The 18,238-nt window shown below is 63.2% G+C and carries 13 protein-coding genes and 2 pseudogenes; 7 read left to right on the forward strand and 8 right to left on the reverse strand.

Annotated features, from left to right (window positions below; all coding sequences use genetic code 11):
* Nucleotides 1-1,953 (reverse strand): primosomal protein N' (locus E5W87_RS09765; RefSeq protein WP_292396452.1); only part of this gene is annotated, 1,953 nt, incomplete at its 3' end.
* An 87-nt stretch (nt 1,954-2,040) separates the two neighbouring features.
* Here E5W87_RS09765 and fsa point away from each other — a divergent pair.
* Nucleotides 2,041-2,694: a fructose-6-phosphate aldolase gene (gene fsa, locus E5W87_RS09770; RefSeq protein ID WP_095487577.1), complete on the forward strand. Its 654-nt coding sequence runs from the start codon at nt 2,041-2,043 to the stop codon at nt 2,692-2,694.
* Nucleotides 2,695-2,798: 104 nt separating this feature from the next.
* Here fsa and lptE read toward each other — a convergent pair whose 3' ends face one another.
* On the reverse strand, nt 2,799-3,386 hold the full coding sequence (lptE, locus tag E5W87_RS09775; RefSeq protein ID WP_292396455.1) for an LPS assembly lipoprotein LptE: 588 nt from the start codon (nt 3,384-3,386) through the stop codon (nt 2,799-2,801).
* Complete coding sequence (leuS, locus tag E5W87_RS09780; RefSeq protein WP_292396457.1) at nt 3,373-6,024, reverse strand: leucine--tRNA ligase; 2,652 nt, start codon at nt 6,022-6,024, stop codon at nt 3,373-3,375. The genes lptE and leuS overlap by 14 nt, the downstream gene beginning before the upstream one ends.
* Nucleotides 6,025-6,169: 145 nt before the next feature.
* Between leuS and E5W87_RS09785 the strand changes: the two genes are divergently transcribed.
* Nucleotides 6,170-6,832 (forward strand): YggS family pyridoxal phosphate-dependent enzyme, encoded by a 663-nt coding sequence (locus E5W87_RS09785; protein WP_292396459.1) that lies wholly within the window; start codon nt 6,170-6,172, stop codon nt 6,830-6,832.
* A 105-nt stretch (nt 6,833-6,937) separates the two neighbouring features.
* The gene (locus E5W87_RS09790) at nt 6,938-7,330 is read left to right on the forward strand and encodes a hypothetical protein (protein WP_292396461.1); all 393 of its coding nucleotides are present in this window, start codon (nt 6,938-6,940) and stop codon (nt 7,328-7,330) included.
* 143 nt (nt 7,331-7,473) lie between these two features.
* Here the strand turns inward: E5W87_RS09790 and E5W87_RS09795 are convergent.
* Nucleotides 7,474-8,366, reverse strand: a pseudogene (locus E5W87_RS09795) (LysR family transcriptional regulator).
* A 136-nt stretch (nt 8,367-8,502) separates the two neighbouring features.
* Between E5W87_RS09795 and E5W87_RS09800 the strand changes: the two are divergent.
* Both E5W87_RS09800 and E5W87_RS09805 read left to right on the forward strand, forming a co-directional pair.
* Entirely contained in the window at nt 8,503-9,684 is a 1,182-nt protein-coding gene (locus E5W87_RS09800; protein ID WP_292396463.1) for an MFS transporter, read from the forward strand.
* A 60-nt stretch (nt 9,685-9,744) separates the two neighbouring features.
* On the forward strand, nt 9,745-10,779 hold the full coding sequence (locus tag E5W87_RS09805) for an aldo/keto reductase (protein ID WP_292396464.1): 1,035 nt from the start codon (nt 9,745-9,747) through the stop codon (nt 10,777-10,779).
* Nucleotides 10,780-10,818: 39 nt separating this feature from the next.
* Here E5W87_RS09805 and E5W87_RS09810 read toward each other — a convergent pair whose 3' ends face one another.
* Nucleotides 10,819-11,091: an usg protein gene (locus E5W87_RS09810; protein ID WP_292206928.1), complete on the reverse strand. Its 273-nt coding sequence runs from the start codon at nt 11,089-11,091 to the stop codon at nt 10,819-10,821.
* A gap of 307 nt (nt 11,092-11,398) precedes the next feature.
* Between E5W87_RS09810 and acs the strand changes: the two genes are divergently transcribed.
* Complete coding sequence (gene acs / locus E5W87_RS09815) at nt 11,399-13,354, forward strand: acetate--CoA ligase (RefSeq protein WP_292396466.1); 1,956 nt, start codon at nt 11,399-11,401, stop codon at nt 13,352-13,354.
* 59 nt (nt 13,355-13,413) lie between these two features.
* On the opposite strand, the gene E5W87_RS09820 is transcribed toward acs, so the two are convergent.
* From E5W87_RS09820 to E5W87_RS09830, 3 genes and pseudogenes are all read right to left on the reverse strand, one after another.
* Nucleotides 13,414-14,682, reverse strand: a complete 1,269-nt coding sequence (locus tag E5W87_RS09820; protein ID WP_292396467.1) for a cyclopropane-fatty-acyl-phospholipid synthase family protein — start codon at nt 14,680-14,682, stop codon at nt 13,414-13,416.
* A gap of 403 nt (nt 14,683-15,085) precedes the next feature.
* Nucleotides 15,086-16,504 (reverse strand): pilus assembly protein, encoded by a 1,419-nt coding sequence (locus tag E5W87_RS09825; RefSeq protein ID WP_292396469.1) that lies wholly within the window; start codon nt 16,502-16,504, stop codon nt 15,086-15,088.
* Between the two features lie 344 nt (nt 16,505-16,848).
* Nucleotides 16,849-17,708: pseudogene (locus E5W87_RS09830) on the reverse strand (transglutaminase family protein).
* Between the two features lie 162 nt (nt 17,709-17,870).
* On the opposite strand from E5W87_RS09830, the gene E5W87_RS09835 reads away from it, so the two are divergent.
* On the forward strand, nt 17,871-18,238 hold a 368-nt coding region (locus E5W87_RS09835; protein ID WP_367118809.1), incomplete at its 3' end, for an HAD family hydrolase.

Genomic DNA, 18,238 nt, shown 5'->3' on the forward strand with positions numbered 1-18,238 from the left:
CCCTTCGGCTTCCGCCCGCGTCGCCGCACTGACGATGACGCCGGCGAGCCGGCCGAAAGGCGGCAGCGCCGCCCGCTCGCGCTCGGTGATCTCGCGCTCGTAAAAAGCCTCGGCGTCGCCGGAGACGATCGCCCGCATCACCGGGTGGTCGGGCTGGAAGGTCTGCAGCAGGCCAAGGCTCTTCTTGCCGGTGCGGCCGGCGCGGCCGGTCACCTGGCTGAGCAGCTGGAAGGTGCGCTCGGCGGCGCGCGGATCGCCATTGGCCAGGCCGAGATCGGCGTCGACCACGCCAACCAGGGTCATGTTGGGGAAATTGTGACCCTTGGCGACGAGCTGCGTGCCGATGACGATGTCGGCCTCGCCATTGGCGATGGCTTCAAGCTCTAACCTCAGCCGCCGCACGCCGCCCATCAGGTCGGACGACAAGACGATGGTTCGCGCGTCCGGGAAATGCGCGACGACCTCCTCGGCGATGCGTTCAACGCCCGGCCCGCAGGCGACCAGATGATCGAGCGTGCCGCATTCCGGGCAGGCCTCGGGCCGCCGCTCATTGTGCCCGCAATGGTGGCAGACCAGCTGGCCGCGAAAGCGATGCTCGACCAGCCACGCCGAGCAGACCGGGCAGCCGAAGCGGTGGCCGCAGACCCGGCACAGCGTCAGCGGCGCATAGCCACGCCGGTTGAGGAACAGCAGGGATTGTTCGTGTTTCTCCAGCGTCTGCCGCATATGGCCAAGCAGCACCGGCGACAGGAAGCCGCCGCGCGCCGGCGGAGCGCGGCGCATGTCGATCGTCTTCAGGTCGGGAAGGGCGGCCTCGGCGAAGCGCGCCGAAAGCACCGCCCTGCTGTAGCGGCCCTGGCTTGCATTGACCCGGCTCTCGACTGACGGCGTCGCCGAGGCAAGCACCACCGGAAAGCCCCCGATATGGCCGCGCACCACCGCCATGTCGCGGGCATTGTAAAAGACGCGGTCTTCCTGCTTGTAGGCGGGGTCGTGCTCCTCGTCGACGACGATCAGCCCAAGGTCCCTGAACGGCAAAAACAGCGCCGAGCGCGCCCCGGCAACCACGCGCACGGCCCCTTCCGCCACCTGCCGCCAGACACGCTCGCGCATCCTTGGCGGCAGGTCCGAGTGCCATTCCGCCGGCTTGGCGCCGAATCGCTCCTGAAAGCGCTCGAGGAAAGCGTGGGTCAGCGCGATCTCCGGCAGCAGGATCAGCACCTGCTTGCCACGGTCGAGCGCCGCCGCAACCGCTTCGAAATAGACCTCCGTCTTGCCCGATCCGGTCACCCCGTCGAGCAGCATGACGCCGAATACGCCGGCCGCGACATTGGTGCGCAGCATCTCGGCCGCATCGCTCTGGTCGGGCATCAGCGAAGGCTGGGCGTAGCCCGGGTCGGGTGCTGCGACCACCGGTCGCGGCGGGATCATGACGGTCTCGAACACACCTTGCGCTTTCAGCCCGTCGATGACGGTCGACGAAACGCCGGCCGCATGCGCCAGCCCGGACCGCGTCCAGGCGAGCCCGCCTTCGGCTGTTTCCAGCACGCGCATCCGTGCACCCGTCATCCGGTCGGGTTTGGCAAAGGTGCGCTGCAACCCTTCGATCCACGGTTCCGGGTCGAAGGCCTCCGGCGCCCGCAGCAACATGCGCGCCACCATGCCGGGCGGCGACAGCGTGTATTGCGCGATCCAGTCGACGAAGCGGCGCATGGCGCGGTCGATCGGCGGGCAGTCGAAGACCTGCTCGATCGGGCGCAATTTTTTGGCATCGACCTTTTCGACGGCGCCGTCCCAGACGATGCCGGCAACCTGGCGCGGACCGAGCGGCACGCGCACGATCGAGCCCGGCACCACGCGCATGCCGGCGGGCACGGCATAGGTGTAGGGCCGCTCGGCGGGCATCGGCACCAGCACTGGCGCGGCTGCGACAAAGGGCGAATCTTCAATCATGAGGCGTGACCTTGCCCCGACTTTCGTCTAGAGCAAAGTCCGACGCCGAATGTGCCTTCTTGGCACGAAATCTTCAGGAGACCCGCCATGAAATTTTTTGTCGACACTGCCGATGTCAATGAAATCCGTGACCTGAACGATCTGGGGCTGCTCGACGGCGTTACCACCAATCCTTCGTTGATCCTCAAATCCGGCGGCAAGATCGCCGACGTCACCAGAGAGATCTGCGAGATCGTCAAGGGCCCGGTCTCGGCCGAAGTCGTCGCCACCGAATACAAGGACATGATGGCGGAGGCCAAGATCCTGGCCAGGATCGCCGACAATGTCTGCATCAAGGTGCCGCTGACGCTCGACGGCCTGAGAGCCTGTAAGGATATCCGGTCGGACGGCCGCATGGTCAATGTCACGCTCTGCTTCTCAGCAACCCAGGCGCTGCTCGCCGCCAAGGCCGGCGCCTCCTTCATCTCGCCCTTCGTCGGCCGCATCGACGACACCGGCTGGGATGGCATGGAACTGATCTCGGACATCCGCACCATCTACGACAACTATGATTTCCAAACCGAGATCCTGACCGCTTCGGTGCGCACGGTGAACCATGTCAAGCAGGCGGCACTGATCGGCGCCGACGTCATCACCGCGCCGCCGGCAACGCTGAAGGCGCTGGTCAAGCACCCGCTGACCGACAAGGGCCTGGAGCAATTCCTCGCCGACTGGGCTAAGACCGGCCAGAAGATCGGCTGAAATCAAGACGCCGCGTTCACGAAAAAAGGCCGAGCGATCGGCCTTTTTTGCGCCAGCAAGCAGGCATCAGCGATAGCCGGAACGTCTCGGTCGAAGGCCGGAAGTTAACCCGCCGGCGTCTTGCCGTGCTTGACCAAATCCTGGGCGATCGACAGGCGCAGCAGGTCCGCCAGTTCGCGCGCCGCGCGGTTCTCGGCGTCGATTTGCGCCCGGTAGGAGGCAAACTCCTGACGGGGCTTGTCGAAGGACGACGCTATCGAGCGCCTGCCGGTCGCGATGGTCGTGCCGGTCTTGGCGTCGGTCAGCACATAATTCGCTGTCAATGTCACCGTGCCTGCCGTCGGCTCGTCCTCATCGGTCGTGATCTGCACAATTGCAGCGGATTCAACAAGTTCGGTAACGCCGAGATCGAGCGAATAGGCAGGCGAAGCCGGTTCCCCCGCACCCTGGCCGAGCGCGAAGATCAGATTGTTGCGGACCTGCTGGGCGTAGCGGGTGTTGACCGGCTTGATCGAGATGGAGCCGAGTTCGGCGGCAGCGCCGACTTGCGAGCTGGCCGACAGCGGCGCGCTCGAATAGAGCGGGCGCACCGTGCAGGCCGAAACCAGCGCGACCGAAGCGATCAGGCTGCAAAGCGCTGCGCGGCGCAGCAAATGCGTCACTTCTGTCTTCCCTAAGTCAGGCAACGACATTGACGATCCTCTGCGGGACGATGATCACTTTGCGCGGCGCCTTACCTTCGAGCGCTTTCTGCACGAAGTCGAGAGCCAGAACCGCTTTTTCGACCGCACCTTGGTCCGCGTCGCGGGCAATTGTCAAATCCCCGCGCTTCTTGCCGTTGACCTGGACCGGCAGCACGATCTCGCTGTCGACGACAAGCGACGGATCATAGACCGGCCAGGGCCGTTCGGCGACCAGATCGGTGCCGCCGAGCGTCTGCCAGCATTCCTCGGCCAGATGCGGCATGACCGGTGCGATCAGATGCACGAGGATGTCGACGGCTTGCCGGCAGGCACCTTTCAGCGCCGGATCGGCCTTGCCTTCGGCCGCCTCGTTGAGCGGCGTGGAGAGCGCGTTGGCGAGTTCGTAGACGCGGGCAATGGCACGGTTGAAAGCGAGCTTTTCGATATCCTCGCCAACCGATTTCAACGCCTTGTGCGCGGCCTTGGAAACAGTCCCCGCCTCGCCCTCCTTCGCCGCCGCCGGCCGGGTGCCGGCGAGCGATTCGGCGGCCGTCGACACCAGGCGCCAGATGCGCTGGATGAAGCGATGCGCGCCGGCGGCACCTTCGTCGGTCCATTCGACGTCACGCTCGGGCGGCGAGTCCGACAGCATGAACCAGCGCGCTGTGTCGGCGCCGTAGCCGTCGGTGATCTCTTCCGGGCTCACCGTGTTCTTCTTCGACTTCGACATTTTTTCGAGCGGGCCGATCACCGCCTCGTCGCCGGTCGCGATCTCGATGGCGCGGCGCTTGCCGTCCACGTCCTCCAGCCGCACCTCGCTGGGCGCAAGCCAGCGGCTGTTCGAACCACTGCCGACCCGATAGGTCTCATGCACCACCATGCCTTGCGTGAACAGGCCCCTGAACGGCTCGGCGAGATCGACATGGCCGGTCTCGCGCATGGCGCGGGTGAAGAAGCGCGAGTAGAGCAGGTGCAAAATGGCGTGCTCGATGCCGCCGATATACTGGTCGACCGGCAGCCATTCGGTCGCGGCCTTGGGGTCGGTCGGATCGTTCGCCCAGGGCGCGGTGAAGCGCGCGAAATACCAGGACGAATCGACGAACGTGTCCATCGTGTCGGTTTCGCGGCGTGCATCCTTGCCGCATCGCGGGCATTTGACATGCCGCCATGTCGGATGGCGGTCAAGCGGATTGCCCGGCCGGTCGAACTCGATATCGTCCGGCAGCTTGACCGGCAGGTCCGCCTTCGGCACCGGCACCACGCCGCAATCCTCGCAATGGATCATCGGGATCGGGCAGCCCCAGTAGCGCTGGCGCGAAATGCCCCAGTCGCGAAGGCGGAAGTTCACCTTGCGCTCGGCCATCGGCCGATTGCCGATGGTCTTTTGTTCCAGCAGCTTCGCCACCTCGTCGAACGCCTGATCGGGCTTCATGCCGTCGAGGAAGCGCGAATTGATCATCACCCCGTCGCCGACATAGGCCTCGTCAATGATCTGGAAGCTTCCTTGATTCTCGCCTTCCGGCATTACCACCGGAATGACCGGCAGCCCGTATCTGTTGGCGAAGTCGAGGTCGCGCTGGTCACCGGACGGGCAGCCGAAGATGGCGCCGGTGCCGTAGTCCATCAGCACGAAATTGGCTACATAGACTGGCAGCGTCCATTTCTCGTCGAACGGGTGAACGACGCGGATACCGGTATCGAAACCCTTCTTCTCGGCCGTCTCCAGTGCTGCCACCGAAGTGCCCATGTGATGGACTTCATCGATGAACTTTGCCAGCGCCGGATTGTCCTCGGCTGCCTTTTTGGCCAGCGGGTGGTCGGCGGCGACCGCCATGAAGGAGGCGCCGAAGATGGTGTCCGGCCTCGTCGTGTAGACCTCCAGCTCATCTTCGCCGTCGATCACCTTGCCAATAGCTGGGCCAGTAGCTGGGGTGGCCAGCGGCCAGCGGATCAGCAGGCCTTCCGAACGGCCGATCCAGTTCGCCTGCATCAGCTTCACTTTTTCCGGCCAGTCGTCGAGGCCTTCGAGCGAGTCCAGCAGATCCTGCGCATAGTCGGTGATCTTGAAGAACCACTGCGTCAGCTCGCGCTGTTCGACCAGCGCGCCCGAGCGCCAGCCGCGTCCGTCGATGACCTGCTCGTTGGCAAGCACCGTCATGTCCTCCGGATCCCAGTTGACCTTGGAGGATTTGCGCGTCACCAGCCCTTTCTCGACGAAATCGAGGAACAGCATCTGCTGGCGATGGTAGTAGTCGACATCGCAGGTGGCGAATTCGCGTGCCCAGTCGAGCGACAGGCCCATGACCTTGAGCTGCTCGCGCATGGCGGCGATGTTCTGATAGGTCCAGTCCTTAGGATGGACCTTGTTCTGCATCGCCGCGTTCTCGGCCGGCATGCCGAACGCGTCCCAGCCCATCGGGTGCAGCACGTTAAAACCCTTGGCCCGCTTGTAGCGCGCCACCACGTCGCCCATCGTGTAGTTGCGGGTATGGCCGATATGGATGCGTCCCGATGGATAGGGGAACATCTCGAGCACATAGTATTTCGGACGCGGGTCGTCGTTGTCAGCCTCGAACAGCTTCTTGGCGTCCCAGGCCTTCTGCCATTTGGGCTCTGATGCGCGCGGATTGTATCGTTCGGTTGCCATCGGATGTTTTTCACTTAAAAGCATGCGCGAACGGCCGGACAATGCCCGGCGGCTCAGGAAATGTCGTCGCGGTGTTCACCATGGATTGCCGGACCCGTCAACTGCGGCGATCCGACGAGGACAGAAACACAGGCAGGATATAGGCATGGCGAGCGCCGTCGAACAGTTTTTCACGGTCAAGGCGAAGATCGCCGCCGCCGAGCGCGAGGCGGGACGGCTAGCCGGCGCGGTGACGCTGGTCGCGGTCTCGAAGACATTCGACGCCAACGCTGTCCGCCCGGTCATCGAGGCCGGCCAGCGCGTCTTCGGCGAGAACCGCGTCCAGGAGGCACAAGGAAAATGGCCAGCGCTGAAGGAAGTCTCTCCCGACATCGAGCTGCATCTGATCGGTCCGCTGCAATCGAACAAGGCGAAGGAAGCGGTCGCGCTGTTTGACGTCATCGAGACGGTCGATCGCGAGAAGATCGCCGCCGAACTCGCCAAGGAGATTGCCAGACAAGGCCGGTCGCCAAGGCTCTACATCCAGGTCAACACCGGCTCGGAACCGCAAAAGGCCGGCATCGAACCACGCGAAGCCGTCGCCTTCGTCACCCGCTGCCGCACGGTTCATGGCCTCGCCATCGAAGGTCTGATGTGCATTCCGCCGGCCGACGAGAACCCCGGCCCGCATTTCGCGCTGCTGGAGAAACTTGGGCTTGAGTCCAGCGTCGAAAAGCTCTCGATGGGCATGTCCGGCGATTACGAAACGGCGATCGCCTTCGGCGCAACCAGCGTCAGGGTCGGCTCGGCAATCTTCGGAGCCAGGTAGCCGTGTCATCGCACCGCATTGCGAGGCCCAAGCCGCGCGTTAGCTCCGAGGGAGAACCCGAGCGACCAAGCATGGCCGTTCCTTTGCACGCCGAAGGAGGGCATCATGAGCACTGAACGCGTTCCCCATAATCGATATGTCTCCCATGGGCTGCACCCGCACGTCTATCTGGCGATGGTCGGGCTTGCTGCATGGTACGCGCTGTCGGCCTGGATAGGCTTCGGCGACGGCGGCTATACCGATTATCTTCTCGTCGTCATGACCGGATTCATCATCATCTCGGTAGCGTTGCCGGCCATTGCCGGGCGCCTCTGGCTTCGACACCATCACCGGAGCGGCACAGCCGCCCACAGCTTCGAGGATTGGATCGCCGGCGAATTCGACACCGGGCAAGGTCGCGTGAGCGCCAAGACAGCGCTGGTCGAGCTCCTTCTGCCACTCGCCGCAGTCGCCTTCGGCATGACGGCCTTTGCGATCGTGGCGCGCCTGGCAGGTTAAGGCGGCGCCTTTCTGCCAGGGCTGGCAAAAACCCTTCGTGATGAGCGTGATGGCCGGCAACCGGCGCCTTTTGCGCCGAAAAAGTAATTCAATCTCACCTTCGATTTGACGTTTCGGGAGCCGGCGGGCTCCCGATCTTTGCCTCAGGTCAGCCGGACAGTCTCGACCAAAAAGTCGAGAAAGGCCCGCACCCGAGCCGGCAAATGTTTGCCTTGGCCAACATAGACAGCGTGGGTAAGCTCCTCGTCGCCGGGGTTGAAGTCCTCCAGAAGCGTCACCAGCCGCCCGGCGGCGATGTCAGGCTCCACATGCCAACGCGCCAGCCGGGCGATGCCTGTACCGGAGAGCACCATCAGCCGCATTGCCTCGCCGTCGCTGACCAGTGCATTTCCCGTGATCGGGACGAGAACAGCCTTGCCGGCCGCGTCGACAAAAGGCCAGCCGTCGACATGGCGCACGAAGCAGAAACCCATCCGGTTGTGATGATCGAGATCGGCAGGCGTTCGGGGCGTGCCATGCGTCCTGACGTAGGACGGCGCGGACTTTGCCCGAGCTTGCGCGCCACCAACCGCGATTCGCCGAGCGGCCCGGCGCGAATGGCGACATCGGCGCGCTCTTCCATCAGGTCGATGACATTGTCGGTCAAAACCAGATCGACAGCGATTTCCGGATAGCGTTCGAGGAAACGCGGCAAAAGCGGGATCAGCCGGTGCTGCCCGAACGGAACGTAGCTATTGATGCGTAGCCGCCCACGCGGTGCCGCACCCGCCGCCGCCTCGCGCTCGGCTGCCGCCATGTCGGCCAAGATGCGCACGCCGCTGTCGAAGAAGGCCACTCCCTCCGGTGTCAGTTGCAGCTTGCGTGTCGAGCGGCTGACCAGCCGCGCACCAAGACGGGCCTCCAGCCGCGCAATCAGCTTGCTCACAGCCGACGGCGTCATACGCAGGATCCGCGCCGCAGCAGAAAAGCTACCCGCCTCAACAACGCGGACGAACACTTCGATCTCGCCGGAGCGGTTGATGTCGGGTCTCGCCATTCGTGAATCTATTTCACAGACAATGTGCCCGACGCAAGGCTGGTTCACAGCCCATCGCGACACGATCTTCCGGGCCGGGGTGCCGGAGGACGCGGCGTCCCTTCGTTAAACGGCCGCGATCGAAGTGGGAACCGCCATGCCTCTTGCTCTTTATGCCCTCGCCGCCGGTGCCTTCGGCATCGGTGTCACCGAATTCGTCATCATGGGCCTGCTGCTCGACGTCAGCACCGATCTCGGCGTCTCGATCTCGGCCGCCGGCCAGCTGATTTCAGGCTATGCGCTCGGCGTCGTCATCGGCGCGCCGCTGCTGACGATCGCCACCGGCCGCTGGCCGCGCAAGACCGTGCTTTTGGCGCTGATGGCGATCTTCACGCTGGGCAACCTCGCCTGCGCGCTGGCCCCCGACTACTGGACACTGATGGGCGCTCGCGTGCTCACCGCCTTTGCCCACGGCACCTTCTTCGGCGTTGGTTCGGTCGTTGCGACCGGGCTGGTGGCGCCTAACAAGAAGGCCTCGGCGATCGCCCTGATGTTCACCGGCCTGACCATCGCCAACATCCTCGGCGTGCCGTTCGGCACCTGGCTTGGCCAAGCCTTCGGCTGGCGGGCGACCTTCTGGGCGGTAACCCTGGTCGGCATCGTCGCCTTCGCCATCATTCTCCTGCTGGTGCCACGCAGCCAGGCAGAGCCGGAGAAGAGCAATTTGCGCGGCGATCTCGCCGTGCTCGGCCGCGCGCCGGTCCTGCTTGGCTTTGCCACCACCGTGCTTGGCTATGCCGGCGTCTTCGCCGTCTTCACCTATATTGCCCCCTTGCTGACCGAGATCACCGGTTTTGAGGAAGCAGCCGTGTCACCGATCCTGCTTGTCTTCGGCGGCGGCCTCATCGCCGGCAATCTGCTTGGCGGCAAGTTCGCCGACCGCTGGCTGGTGCCTTCCGTTCTCGGCAGTCTTGTCGTGCTGGCGCTGGTGCTCGGCACGATGACCTTCGCCCTGCACAGTCAGGCGATGGCGGTCATCTATGTCGGCCTGCTCGGTGCCGCCGCCTTCGCCACCGTGGCGCCGCTGCAGATGTGGGTGCTGGAGAAGGCGCAAGGCGCTGGCCAGAGCCTCGCCTCGTCCTTCAACATCGCCGCCTTCAATCTCGGCAACGCTGCCGGCGCCTGGCTCGGCGGCGTGGTCATCGCTCATGGTCCCGGCCTCGGCGCCGTCACCTGGGTCGCCGCGCTGCTGCCGCTCTCGGCACTGGCCGTGGCGGCGGTGGCGCTGCGCCTCGACCGAAATCCCGTCCTCGCCACACCGGAAATCGCGCGATCGTAGTTCGGCAAACCTCTACCACTCTTCAAAAACATCCATCCGACATCATCAAAGAGCAAAACCATGGATTATCGACGCCTTGGCGCATCGGGCCTGAAGGTCCCGGCGCTCTCGTTCGGTGCTGGAACCTTCGGCGGTTCGGGCCCGCTGTTCGGCGCCTGGGGCAACAGCGATGCGACGGAAGCGCGGCGGCTGGTCGACATCTGCCTTGAGGCCGGCGTCAACCTGTTCGACACCGCCGACGTCTATTCGAACGGCGCCTCCGAAGAAGTGCTCGGCGCGGCCATCAAGGGCCGCCGCGATGCCGTGCTGATCTCGACCAAGACCTCGCTGCCGATGGGCGACGGACCCAACGATGCCGGCTCCTCGCGTTCGCGTCTCACCAAGGCCGTCGAGGACGCGCTGAAGCGTCTCGGCACCGATTACATCGACCTGCTGCAACTGCACGCTTTCGATGCCGGAACGCCGGTCGAGGAGGTGCTGTCGACGCTCGACAGTCTCGTGCGCGCCGGCAAGCTGCGCTATGTCGGCGTCTCCAACTTTTCAGGCTGGCAAGTGATGAAATCACTCGGCCTGGCGGATAAGCACGGCTATCCGCGCTATGTCGCCCATCAGGTCTATTACTCGCTGGTCGGGCGCGACTATGAATGGGAGTTGATGCCGCTCGGCCTCGACCAGGGTGTCGGCGCGCTGGTGTGGAGCCCGCTCGGCTGGGGCCGCCTGACCGGCAAGATCCGCCGCGGCGAGCCACTGCCGGAAAAAAGCCGGTTGCACGACACCGCAAGCTTCGGGCCCCCGGTCGAGGACGAGCAACTCTACAGGGTTGTCGATGCGCTCGACACTGTCGCCAAGGAAACCGGCAAGACGGTGCCGCAGATCGCCATCAACTGGTTGCTGCAGCGGCCGACCGTCGCCTCCGTCATCGTCGGCGCGCGCAACGAGGAGCAGCTGCGCCAGAACCTCGGCGCCGTCGGTTGGTCATTGACATCAGACCAGATGAAGAAGCTCGACACGGCAAGCGAAGTCACCGCGCCCTATCCGTATTTTCCCTATCGGCGTCAGGAAGGCTTTGCCCGGCTCAGCCCGCCCGCGGTCTGACGCTCCAAAAGCTGGGCGGCGGCTCCCGAGCCGCCGTCCTTAGTGGAGCACGAACTCGCCGTCGACCTTGTGCCATTCATTGGGCGCGATCAGCTTCTGGTGCGTATAGCTCACCGAATGCAGCGGGCCATCGAGCTTGGTCTGCCAGAACTCGATGAACCGGATCAGCACCGGAAATTTCGGAGCGATGTCGTAGTCCTGCCAGATGAAGCTCTGCAGCAGATGCGGATGATCGGGAAAATGATAAAGAATCTTGGCCGTGGTCAAGCCATAGCCCTTGAGCATCAGGTCCATTTCGGATTGGTCGCGCATTTCGATCCTCTGGGTTGATTCTCCTTTCCTCCCAATGCGAAATTGTGCGCGCTATTTGCTTAATCGTCTATTGATATTTCGTAGCTGAAGCCGGGTTTACATCGCAAAAACATGCAGTTAGCAGCGATCCCGCCCGAGTGCTGACAGCCGCCGAAGAGATGTCTGCGGCATCCCGCCGCGCAAATCCAACGTCTAATGTTGCCGTCACCGCGGAACTGTTAATAATGCGCGCGAATTCGCGGCCGCTTCGCCGCGATGCCGCCGGCGGTCAAGCCGGGCGGCTTGGTTTCGGGAGGAAAGTGAAGAAATGTCCGAGGATCATGTCCATCGCGTCCAGCCGGCGTGGAAGAAGAATGCGCTGATCGACAATGACACCTATTTGAAATGGTATGCCGACAGCGTGAAGAACCCGGACAAGTTCTGGGGCAAGCACGGCAAGCGCATCGACTGGTTCAAGCCCTACAGCAAGGTCAAGAACACCTCCTTCGACGGCAAGGTCTCGATCAAATGGTTCGAGGACGGCGAGACCAACGTTTCCTGGAATTGCATCGACCGGCATCTGAAGAAGCGCGGCGACCAGACCGCCATCATCTGGGAAGGTGATAACCCCTACGACGACAGGAAGATCACCTATAACGAGCTCTACAGCCACGTCTGCCGGCTCGCCAATGTGATGAAGAAGCACGGCGTCAAGAAGGGCGACCGCGTCACCATCTACATGCCGATGATCCCGGAAGCCGCCTATGCGATGCTCGCCTGCACGCGCATCGGCGCCATCCATTCGGTCGTATTCGGCGGCTTTTCGCCGGACGCGCTCGCCGGCCGCATCGACGACTGCAAGTCGACCTTCGTCATCACCGCCGACGAGGGCCTGCGCGGCGGCAAGCCGATCCCGTTGAAGGAGAACACCGACAAGGCGATCGAGATCGCCGCCAAGGCCGGAACGAAAGTCGAGAAGGTCGTCGTCGTGCGCCGCACCGGCGGCAAGACCGGCTGGGTGGCCGGACGCGACGTCTGGTACCACGACGAGGCCGCGACGGTTAAGGCGGAATGCAAGCCGGAGAAGATGAAGGCCGAGGACCCGCTGTTCATCCTTTATACGTCGGGTTCGACCGGCAAGCCGAAGGGCGTGCTGCACACCACCGCCGGCTATCTCGTCTATGTCTCGATGACCCACCAATATGTCTTCGACTATCATGACGGCGACATCTTTTGGTGCACCGCCGATGTCGGCTGGGTCACCGGCCACAGCTATATCGTCTACGGGCCGCTCGCCAACGGCGCCACCACGCTGATGTTCGAAGGCGTGCCGAACTACCCGTCGCAGTCCCGCTTCTGGGAGGTCATCGACAAACACAAGGTCAATATCTTCTACACCGCGCCGACGGCGTTGCGCGCGCTGATGGGCGCCGGCGACGCCCATGTCGCCAGGACGTCGCGCAAATCGCTGCGCGTGTTGGGCACGGTCGGCGAGCCGATCAATCCGGAGGCCTGGGAGTGGTATTTCAACGTCGTCGGCGACGGCAAGGTGCCGATCGTCGACACATGGTGGCAGACCGAGACCGGCGGCATCCTGATCACGCCTCTGCCCGGCGCCACCCACCTTAAGGCAGGTTCCGCGACGCGGCCGTTCTTCGGCGTCAAGCCGCAGCTGGTCGACGGCGACGGCAATGTGCTGGAAGGTGTCGCGAGCGGCAACCTCTGCATCGCCGATTCGTGGCCGGGCCAGATGCGCACCGTCTATGGCGACCACGAGCGCTTCGAACAGACCTATTTTTCGACCTACAAGGGCAAATATTTTACCGGCGACGGCTGCCGCCGCGACGCCGACGGCTACTACTGGATCACCGGCCGCGTCGACGACGTCATCAACGTTTCCGGCCATCGCATGGGCACGGCCGAGGTCGAATCCGCGCTGGTTTCACACGAGAAAGTCTCGGAAGCCGCCGTCGTCGGCTATCCGCACGACATCAAGGGCCAGGGCATCTACTGCTACGTCACATTGATGGCCGGCGAGAAGCCGGGCGAGGAGCTGCGCAAGGAACTCGTCGCCCATGTCCGCAAGGACATCGGCGCCATCGCCACACCCGATAAGATCCAGTTCGCTCCGGGCCTGCCGAAAACCCGTTCGGGCAAGATCATGCGGCGCATCCTGCGCAAGATCGCCGAGGACGATTTTGCTACGCTCGGCGATATCTCGACGCTGGCCGACCCGGCAGTCGTCGACGACCTCGTCGCCAACCGGCAGAACAAGCGGGCATAAGGAACATCCGATCAACGGTCGGTAGAAACCGGATTGGATGAGATCGGCTTGTTGCCGCGCTAGCGATACAGATCCACCCGCGTCGGCGGTAGGCCGCTTGGGCCCCGCGCGCGCTTGGTGACGACGGTCTGGAAAATCTGCGCCGAGGCGCGTTCGAAAGTGATCGAACAGCCGGTGAGATAAAGCAGCCAGAGGCGCGCCTTGGCTTCGCCGACCTCGGCGATCGCCTCGTCGAAGCGTGCGTGGAGGCGCTCGGCCCACAGACGGCAGGTGCGGGCGTAGTGCTCACGCAAATTCTCGACATCGTAGACGAGGAAGCCATGCGCTTCGAGATTGCCGAGCGTCATGCCGATCGTGTCGAGCTCACCGCCGGGAAAGATGTATTTGATCAGCGCCTTGAATTCCGGGCCCTTGCGCAGGGTCTTCTTGATGCTGCCCTTGTCACGCCGGGTGATGGCGTGATGCAGATAGATGCCGCCCGGTCTGAGCAGGCGGTGGATGGCCGAGAAATAGGCGGCGTGGTTGGCGAGGCCCAGATGCTCGAACATGCCGATCGACGATATCTTGTCGAAGGAGCCGGACAGCTCGGCATACGACTTTATCTCGATGGTGATGCGATCCTCCAGCCCTTCCGCGCGGATGCGCTCGCGGGCTAGCTGGGTTTGGGCTTCCGACAGCGAGACGCCGTGGCCGACGACGCCGTAATTTTTCGCGGCATGGATGAGCATGGCTCCCCAGCCGCAGCCGATGTCGAGCAGCCTTTCGCCCGGCTTCAGCCGGAGCTTGCGGCAGATGTGGTCGAGCTTGTCTTTCTGCGCTTGGTCGATGCTATTGGCGAAATCGGTGAAATAGCCGCAGCTATAGACCATGCGTTCATCGAGGAAGAGCCGGTAGAAGGCATTCGAAATGTCGTAGTGGTGCTGGATCGCTTGTCTGTTCGAGCCGCTGACGAAGGGGTTGCGCCCGGAAAGGTCGGTCCGCGCCGCCATCTGCTTTCTCGAAAACAGCACGGCCGGCAGGTCGCGCAGGATCGCGAGCTTGGGCAATGTCTTTAGCTTCGTCCTGAGCTTGCCTTGCGAAGGCAGGGCGTAGAAATCGAACAGCGATCCGCCTTCCACGTCGATGGTCTTGGAAATCCACATTTCGATCAGCGTCGAAAGGGACGGCCGGCGGATCACCTGCCAGACGATGTCCTGGTCGTTGATGGTGAGCACAGGGCCCGTGGCAGGCCCAATCCGCTCGCCGGTCCACAGCTTGACCGCGAAACCCGGCTTCAGCGTTTCGATAGCCGTTCGAACGATCCGTGCTGCTCTGTCGGCTGCCTCCATTCCCGTCCTCCCATACTCAGCACGCTGGCGGTCCGGCACCGACTTTGCCTGTCCGATCGGATAGTCGCAAGCCGCAAGCGACAAGCTCGCACGGCATTTTCACCATGGCGCCTTGCCATTTGCGGATCGACACCCCATCATGAGGGCGTGTTCAACAAATCGAAAGGAGGTGATCCGATGTCGAGTGATTTCGTTTTCCAGAACGTGGCCTCAGCGGATTGCACTTTCGGGAAGCAGTCTTCCCGTTAAGGCGCGAGATGCGCGGCTGGTGACGTAAACGTCGCCACCAGGGGCCGCGCCATGGACGGAAACACGGAAGGCCGCCGGCTTCGAAAGAAGCGGCGGCCTTTTCCTTGTCCGCAATTCCTCTCCTATGAACGTTCATCCGTCTGTGCGGGACAGTTCAGCGTTTGATGGTGAGTTTCTCGATGTTTCGGGTGATCTCGCTGAAGGCGTCGGTTAGTTCAGGGCCCGTGGCGGCCTCATAATAGTGTTTCAGCGAAGAGGTGTCCGCTGTAGAGCAGTTCTTGAGCACGCTCTTCGCCTGATCCCTCTCGTTCACCGTCATGGTCGGGTCGTTCAGGTCGAAGCCGATCGTGAATACTTCGATTCCATCGCGCTTCATGTTGCCGCAAATGGCTTCGGCATTGTCTCGCGAGGTCTGGCCCTGACCCTGCCAGTTGGGCGCATCGCGCCCCTTGGCAAAAGCCGTATTGAATTGTCCGTCGGTCATCAGGATGGCGATCTTGGCCACCTTCCTTTTGTCGAAATTGGCGGGACCGGCACCCAGACCGGCATCGACTATCGCAGAGCGCCACGCCGGCGAAAGCATGTAATAACCCCATTGCGCGGCGATACCGCCGGCCGTCACGCCATCGGCTCTGAAATCCGTGATTGTCTTGAGCAGCTTGTCTTGGTCGGCCGTCAGGGGGATGAGAGCGGCAGACGGACAATTGCCCATACGGTAGTCCCGATTCACCTTGGCCAGGTAGGTTTTGCCGTTGTTGTCCAGGCGCGGCGTGGCAGGTCCGTCGGGCGAATAGTCGGCATAGCCGTCCTTGTCCTTGCGCTCGGTGGCACATTTGTCGGGCGCCCAAGTCAACGATACCGAAACCGACGCATCGATCGGCGGAGGCACCTTTGATCCATATCTCGTCTCGACGAAAACCGTGCTGGCCAGACCGCCTGTGTTGACGGCTTCGGCGTAAGGAACGATCGCTACGCGTACGCGGGGAACGTTGTTAGCGCGGTTCCATTTGAGCAGGTCGGTCACGGCCTTCGAAGCCGCGGTCTGCAAGTCGCCAATTTTGTTGGTCTTGGTATACCAGTTGGCCGCCATTGACCCGGTCACGTCAAGCATCATCGCTACCTCGATCTGCTTGTCCGAATAGAGCGCTGTCGTCGACGCCGCGACGCGTTTCACGTCGTCCATGCTGAAAAGCGGAAAATAAAGGCCGACATCGACATGGACGTCCGCCTGAACCGTCTTGGCGATTTTGTCGACGGTCAGCTTGTCGAGGACGATCCGGTCGGCGCTCAGGATGCCCGCTTCGCTGTTGGCGTTGAGAAACGTCTGCACCGATGTGTCGGCATCGGCCTCCTTGATGACGCCGGTCGTCAGGTCGCGCGCCGTCGAGGTCACCGCCGCATCGACCACGCCTTGCAGGCTCGACCTAGCGTTGGAGAGCTGGGAAACGTTGACGGCAAAGCCGGCGCTCAGCGCCAGAACCGACGCGACGATGCCGAACAGAACCGCTAAATTTCCGCTGCGATCCCTGGCAAAGCCGCCGATCGCGTCAAAAAGACCCCCAAAATGCCGCATGCTTCCGCCTCCATTCGCCACGACCTCGAAGCCGCGTGAAGGCGCATTGCAGGAATCCGGCCGGATGGCGCCGCCAAGGGACCAACAGCCAACGGCTCATTGTCAAACCGTTGTTTCTGCTTGGTTTGGGAATGCGACAGGATGAACAACCAGTAAACGACAAGCCGCTGCGGCAATTTCGTTTACGAGGCGTTTACCAAGATCCCGCCCTCCGGCGTGGAGCGCAAGAACTCGATCCCGATCCGGCACAGGCACGCTGTGCCAAAGCGGATCAGGCGCGTCAGATCCGTAGGACAGCCTGGATGATAGTAACGGCGGGACGCACGCCGTTCGCGCCTGCGCTTCTATGCCAGCATCTGCGCGCTGACGGTTCTGTCGACGCCGCGATGGGGCGGGTTGAACAGGTTACTTTCCTGCTCGTAGGTCCAGACCTTGAACAGCCCGAGCCGGTGCGGGCCGAAACTATGCAGCAGCGGCACGTCGGCCGCGTCGCGATGACGACGCGGCCGATCCTCGGCATGTTGTGGCGGGGGTCGAACGTGTACCATTTGCCGTCGAGGAACACTTCCAGCCACGCCGAGAAATCCATCGGTGCCGGGTCGACCGGCACGCCGATGTCGCCGAGATAACCGTTCACATAGCGGGCGGGGATGTTCATGCAGCGGCAGAGCGTGATCGCCAGATGAGCGAAGTCGCGGCAGACGCCGACGCGCTCTTCATGCGCCTGCGCCGCCGTGCGTGTCGGGCGCGCATAGCCGTAGCCGAACGACAGACGGTTGTGGACATAGTCGACGATCGCCTGCACCCGCGCCCAACCGGATGGAACAGGGCCGAAAACCTGCCAGGCCAGATCGCTGAGATGATCGGTCTCGCAATAGCGGCTGCCGAGCAGATAGCAGAGCACGTCGTCGGGCAATTCCGTCACCGGCACTTCCCCGGCCAGCGTGTTGACCTCGTCGGTCTCGCCGCTGTCCTCGACGACGGCGTCGTAAAGAATGCGAAAGCCGCCGCCAGGCGCCGTGAAGCGACGGCAGGTGTTGCCATAGAGGTCGTGATAGAGCCTGGTTGGGACGGCAGGCGAGGTCAGCACGCGCGTCTGCCGCTTGATGTCGGCCTGCCGCTCCTTGTGGATCTCGAGCAGCGAAATCACCGGGGTGGCTTCCGCACAGTCGATGGCGATTTCGTAGCCGAGCCGAATCAGCATCGCGGTTCCCCCTTGAGCATCATGGAAGACAGGTGAACGCGAGACGGCTCGCCGCGGTTCCCTGGCATCGTCGAAAACGCGGTCTCGCGCCTTCCCATGCAGCCGACGCGACGTTACGGTCGATCGACAGGCTTTGATCCTCCAAAACAACCGGGATAGCAGATGTTCGCAGGCAAAAAATTCGCAGCCTTCCTGTTCGACATGGACGGCACGGTGGTCAATTCGATTGCCGCGGCAGAAAGGGTTTGGGCAGATTGGGCACGCCGGCAAGGTCTCGACGTTGCTGCATTCCTGCCGACGATCCACGGCGTGCGGGCGATCGAGACCATTGCTCGGCTGGCGCTTCCAGGCGTTGACCCGATGCGCGAAGCCGATGCGCTTCTGAAGGCCGAGCTGGCCGATATCGACGGCATCCTTCCGATCGTCGGCGCCGCGGCGTTTCTGGCGTCGCTGCCGCCCGAGCGCTGGGCCATCGTCACCTCTGCGCCGCGCGAGCTGGCTCTCCTGCGCATCGCGGCCGCGACAAGGAC

The organism is Mesorhizobium sp. (assembly GCF_004962925.1).
In the GTDB taxonomy this organism is placed as follows: domain Bacteria; phylum Pseudomonadota; class Alphaproteobacteria; order Rhizobiales; family Rhizobiaceae; genus Mesorhizobium.

What these genes read in the sequence shown, in the direction of transcription:
- E5W87_RS09805 (WP_292396464.1), top strand. Translation starts at nt 9,745, where the DNA reads ATGGATTATCGACGCCTTGGCGCATCGGGCCTGAAGGTCCCGGCGCTC.
- E5W87_RS09790 (WP_292396461.1), top strand. Translation starts at nt 6,938, where the DNA reads ATGAGCACTGAACGCGTTCCCCATAATCGATATGTCTCCCATGGGCTG.
- E5W87_RS09820 (WP_292396467.1), bottom strand. Translation starts at nt 14,682, where the DNA reads ATGGAGGCAGCCGACAGAGCAGCACGGATCGTTCGAACGGCTATCGAA.
- E5W87_RS09825 (WP_292396469.1), bottom strand. Translation starts at nt 16,504, where the DNA reads ATGCGGCATTTTGGGGGTCTTTTTGACGCGATCGGCGGCTTTGCCAGG.
- leuS (WP_292396457.1), bottom strand. Translation starts at nt 6,024, where the DNA reads ATGGCAACCGAACGATACAATCCGCGCGCATCAGAGCCCAAATGGCAG.
- lptE (WP_292396455.1), bottom strand. Translation starts at nt 3,386, where the DNA reads ATGTCGTTGCCTGACTTAGGGAAGACAGAAGTGACGCATTTGCTGCGC.
- E5W87_RS09800 (WP_292396463.1), top strand. Translation starts at nt 8,503, where the DNA reads ATGCCTCTTGCTCTTTATGCCCTCGCCGCCGGTGCCTTCGGCATCGGT.
- E5W87_RS09785 (WP_292396459.1), top strand. Translation starts at nt 6,170, where the DNA reads ATGGCGAGCGCCGTCGAACAGTTTTTCACGGTCAAGGCGAAGATCGCC.
- E5W87_RS09810 (WP_292206928.1), bottom strand. Translation starts at nt 11,091, where the DNA reads ATGCGCGACCAATCCGAAATGGACCTGATGCTCAAGGGCTATGGCTTG.
- fsa (WP_095487577.1), top strand. Translation starts at nt 2,041, where the DNA reads ATGAAATTTTTTGTCGACACTGCCGATGTCAATGAAATCCGTGACCTG.
- acs (WP_292396466.1), top strand. Translation starts at nt 11,399, where the DNA reads ATGTCCGAGGATCATGTCCATCGCGTCCAGCCGGCGTGGAAGAAGAAT.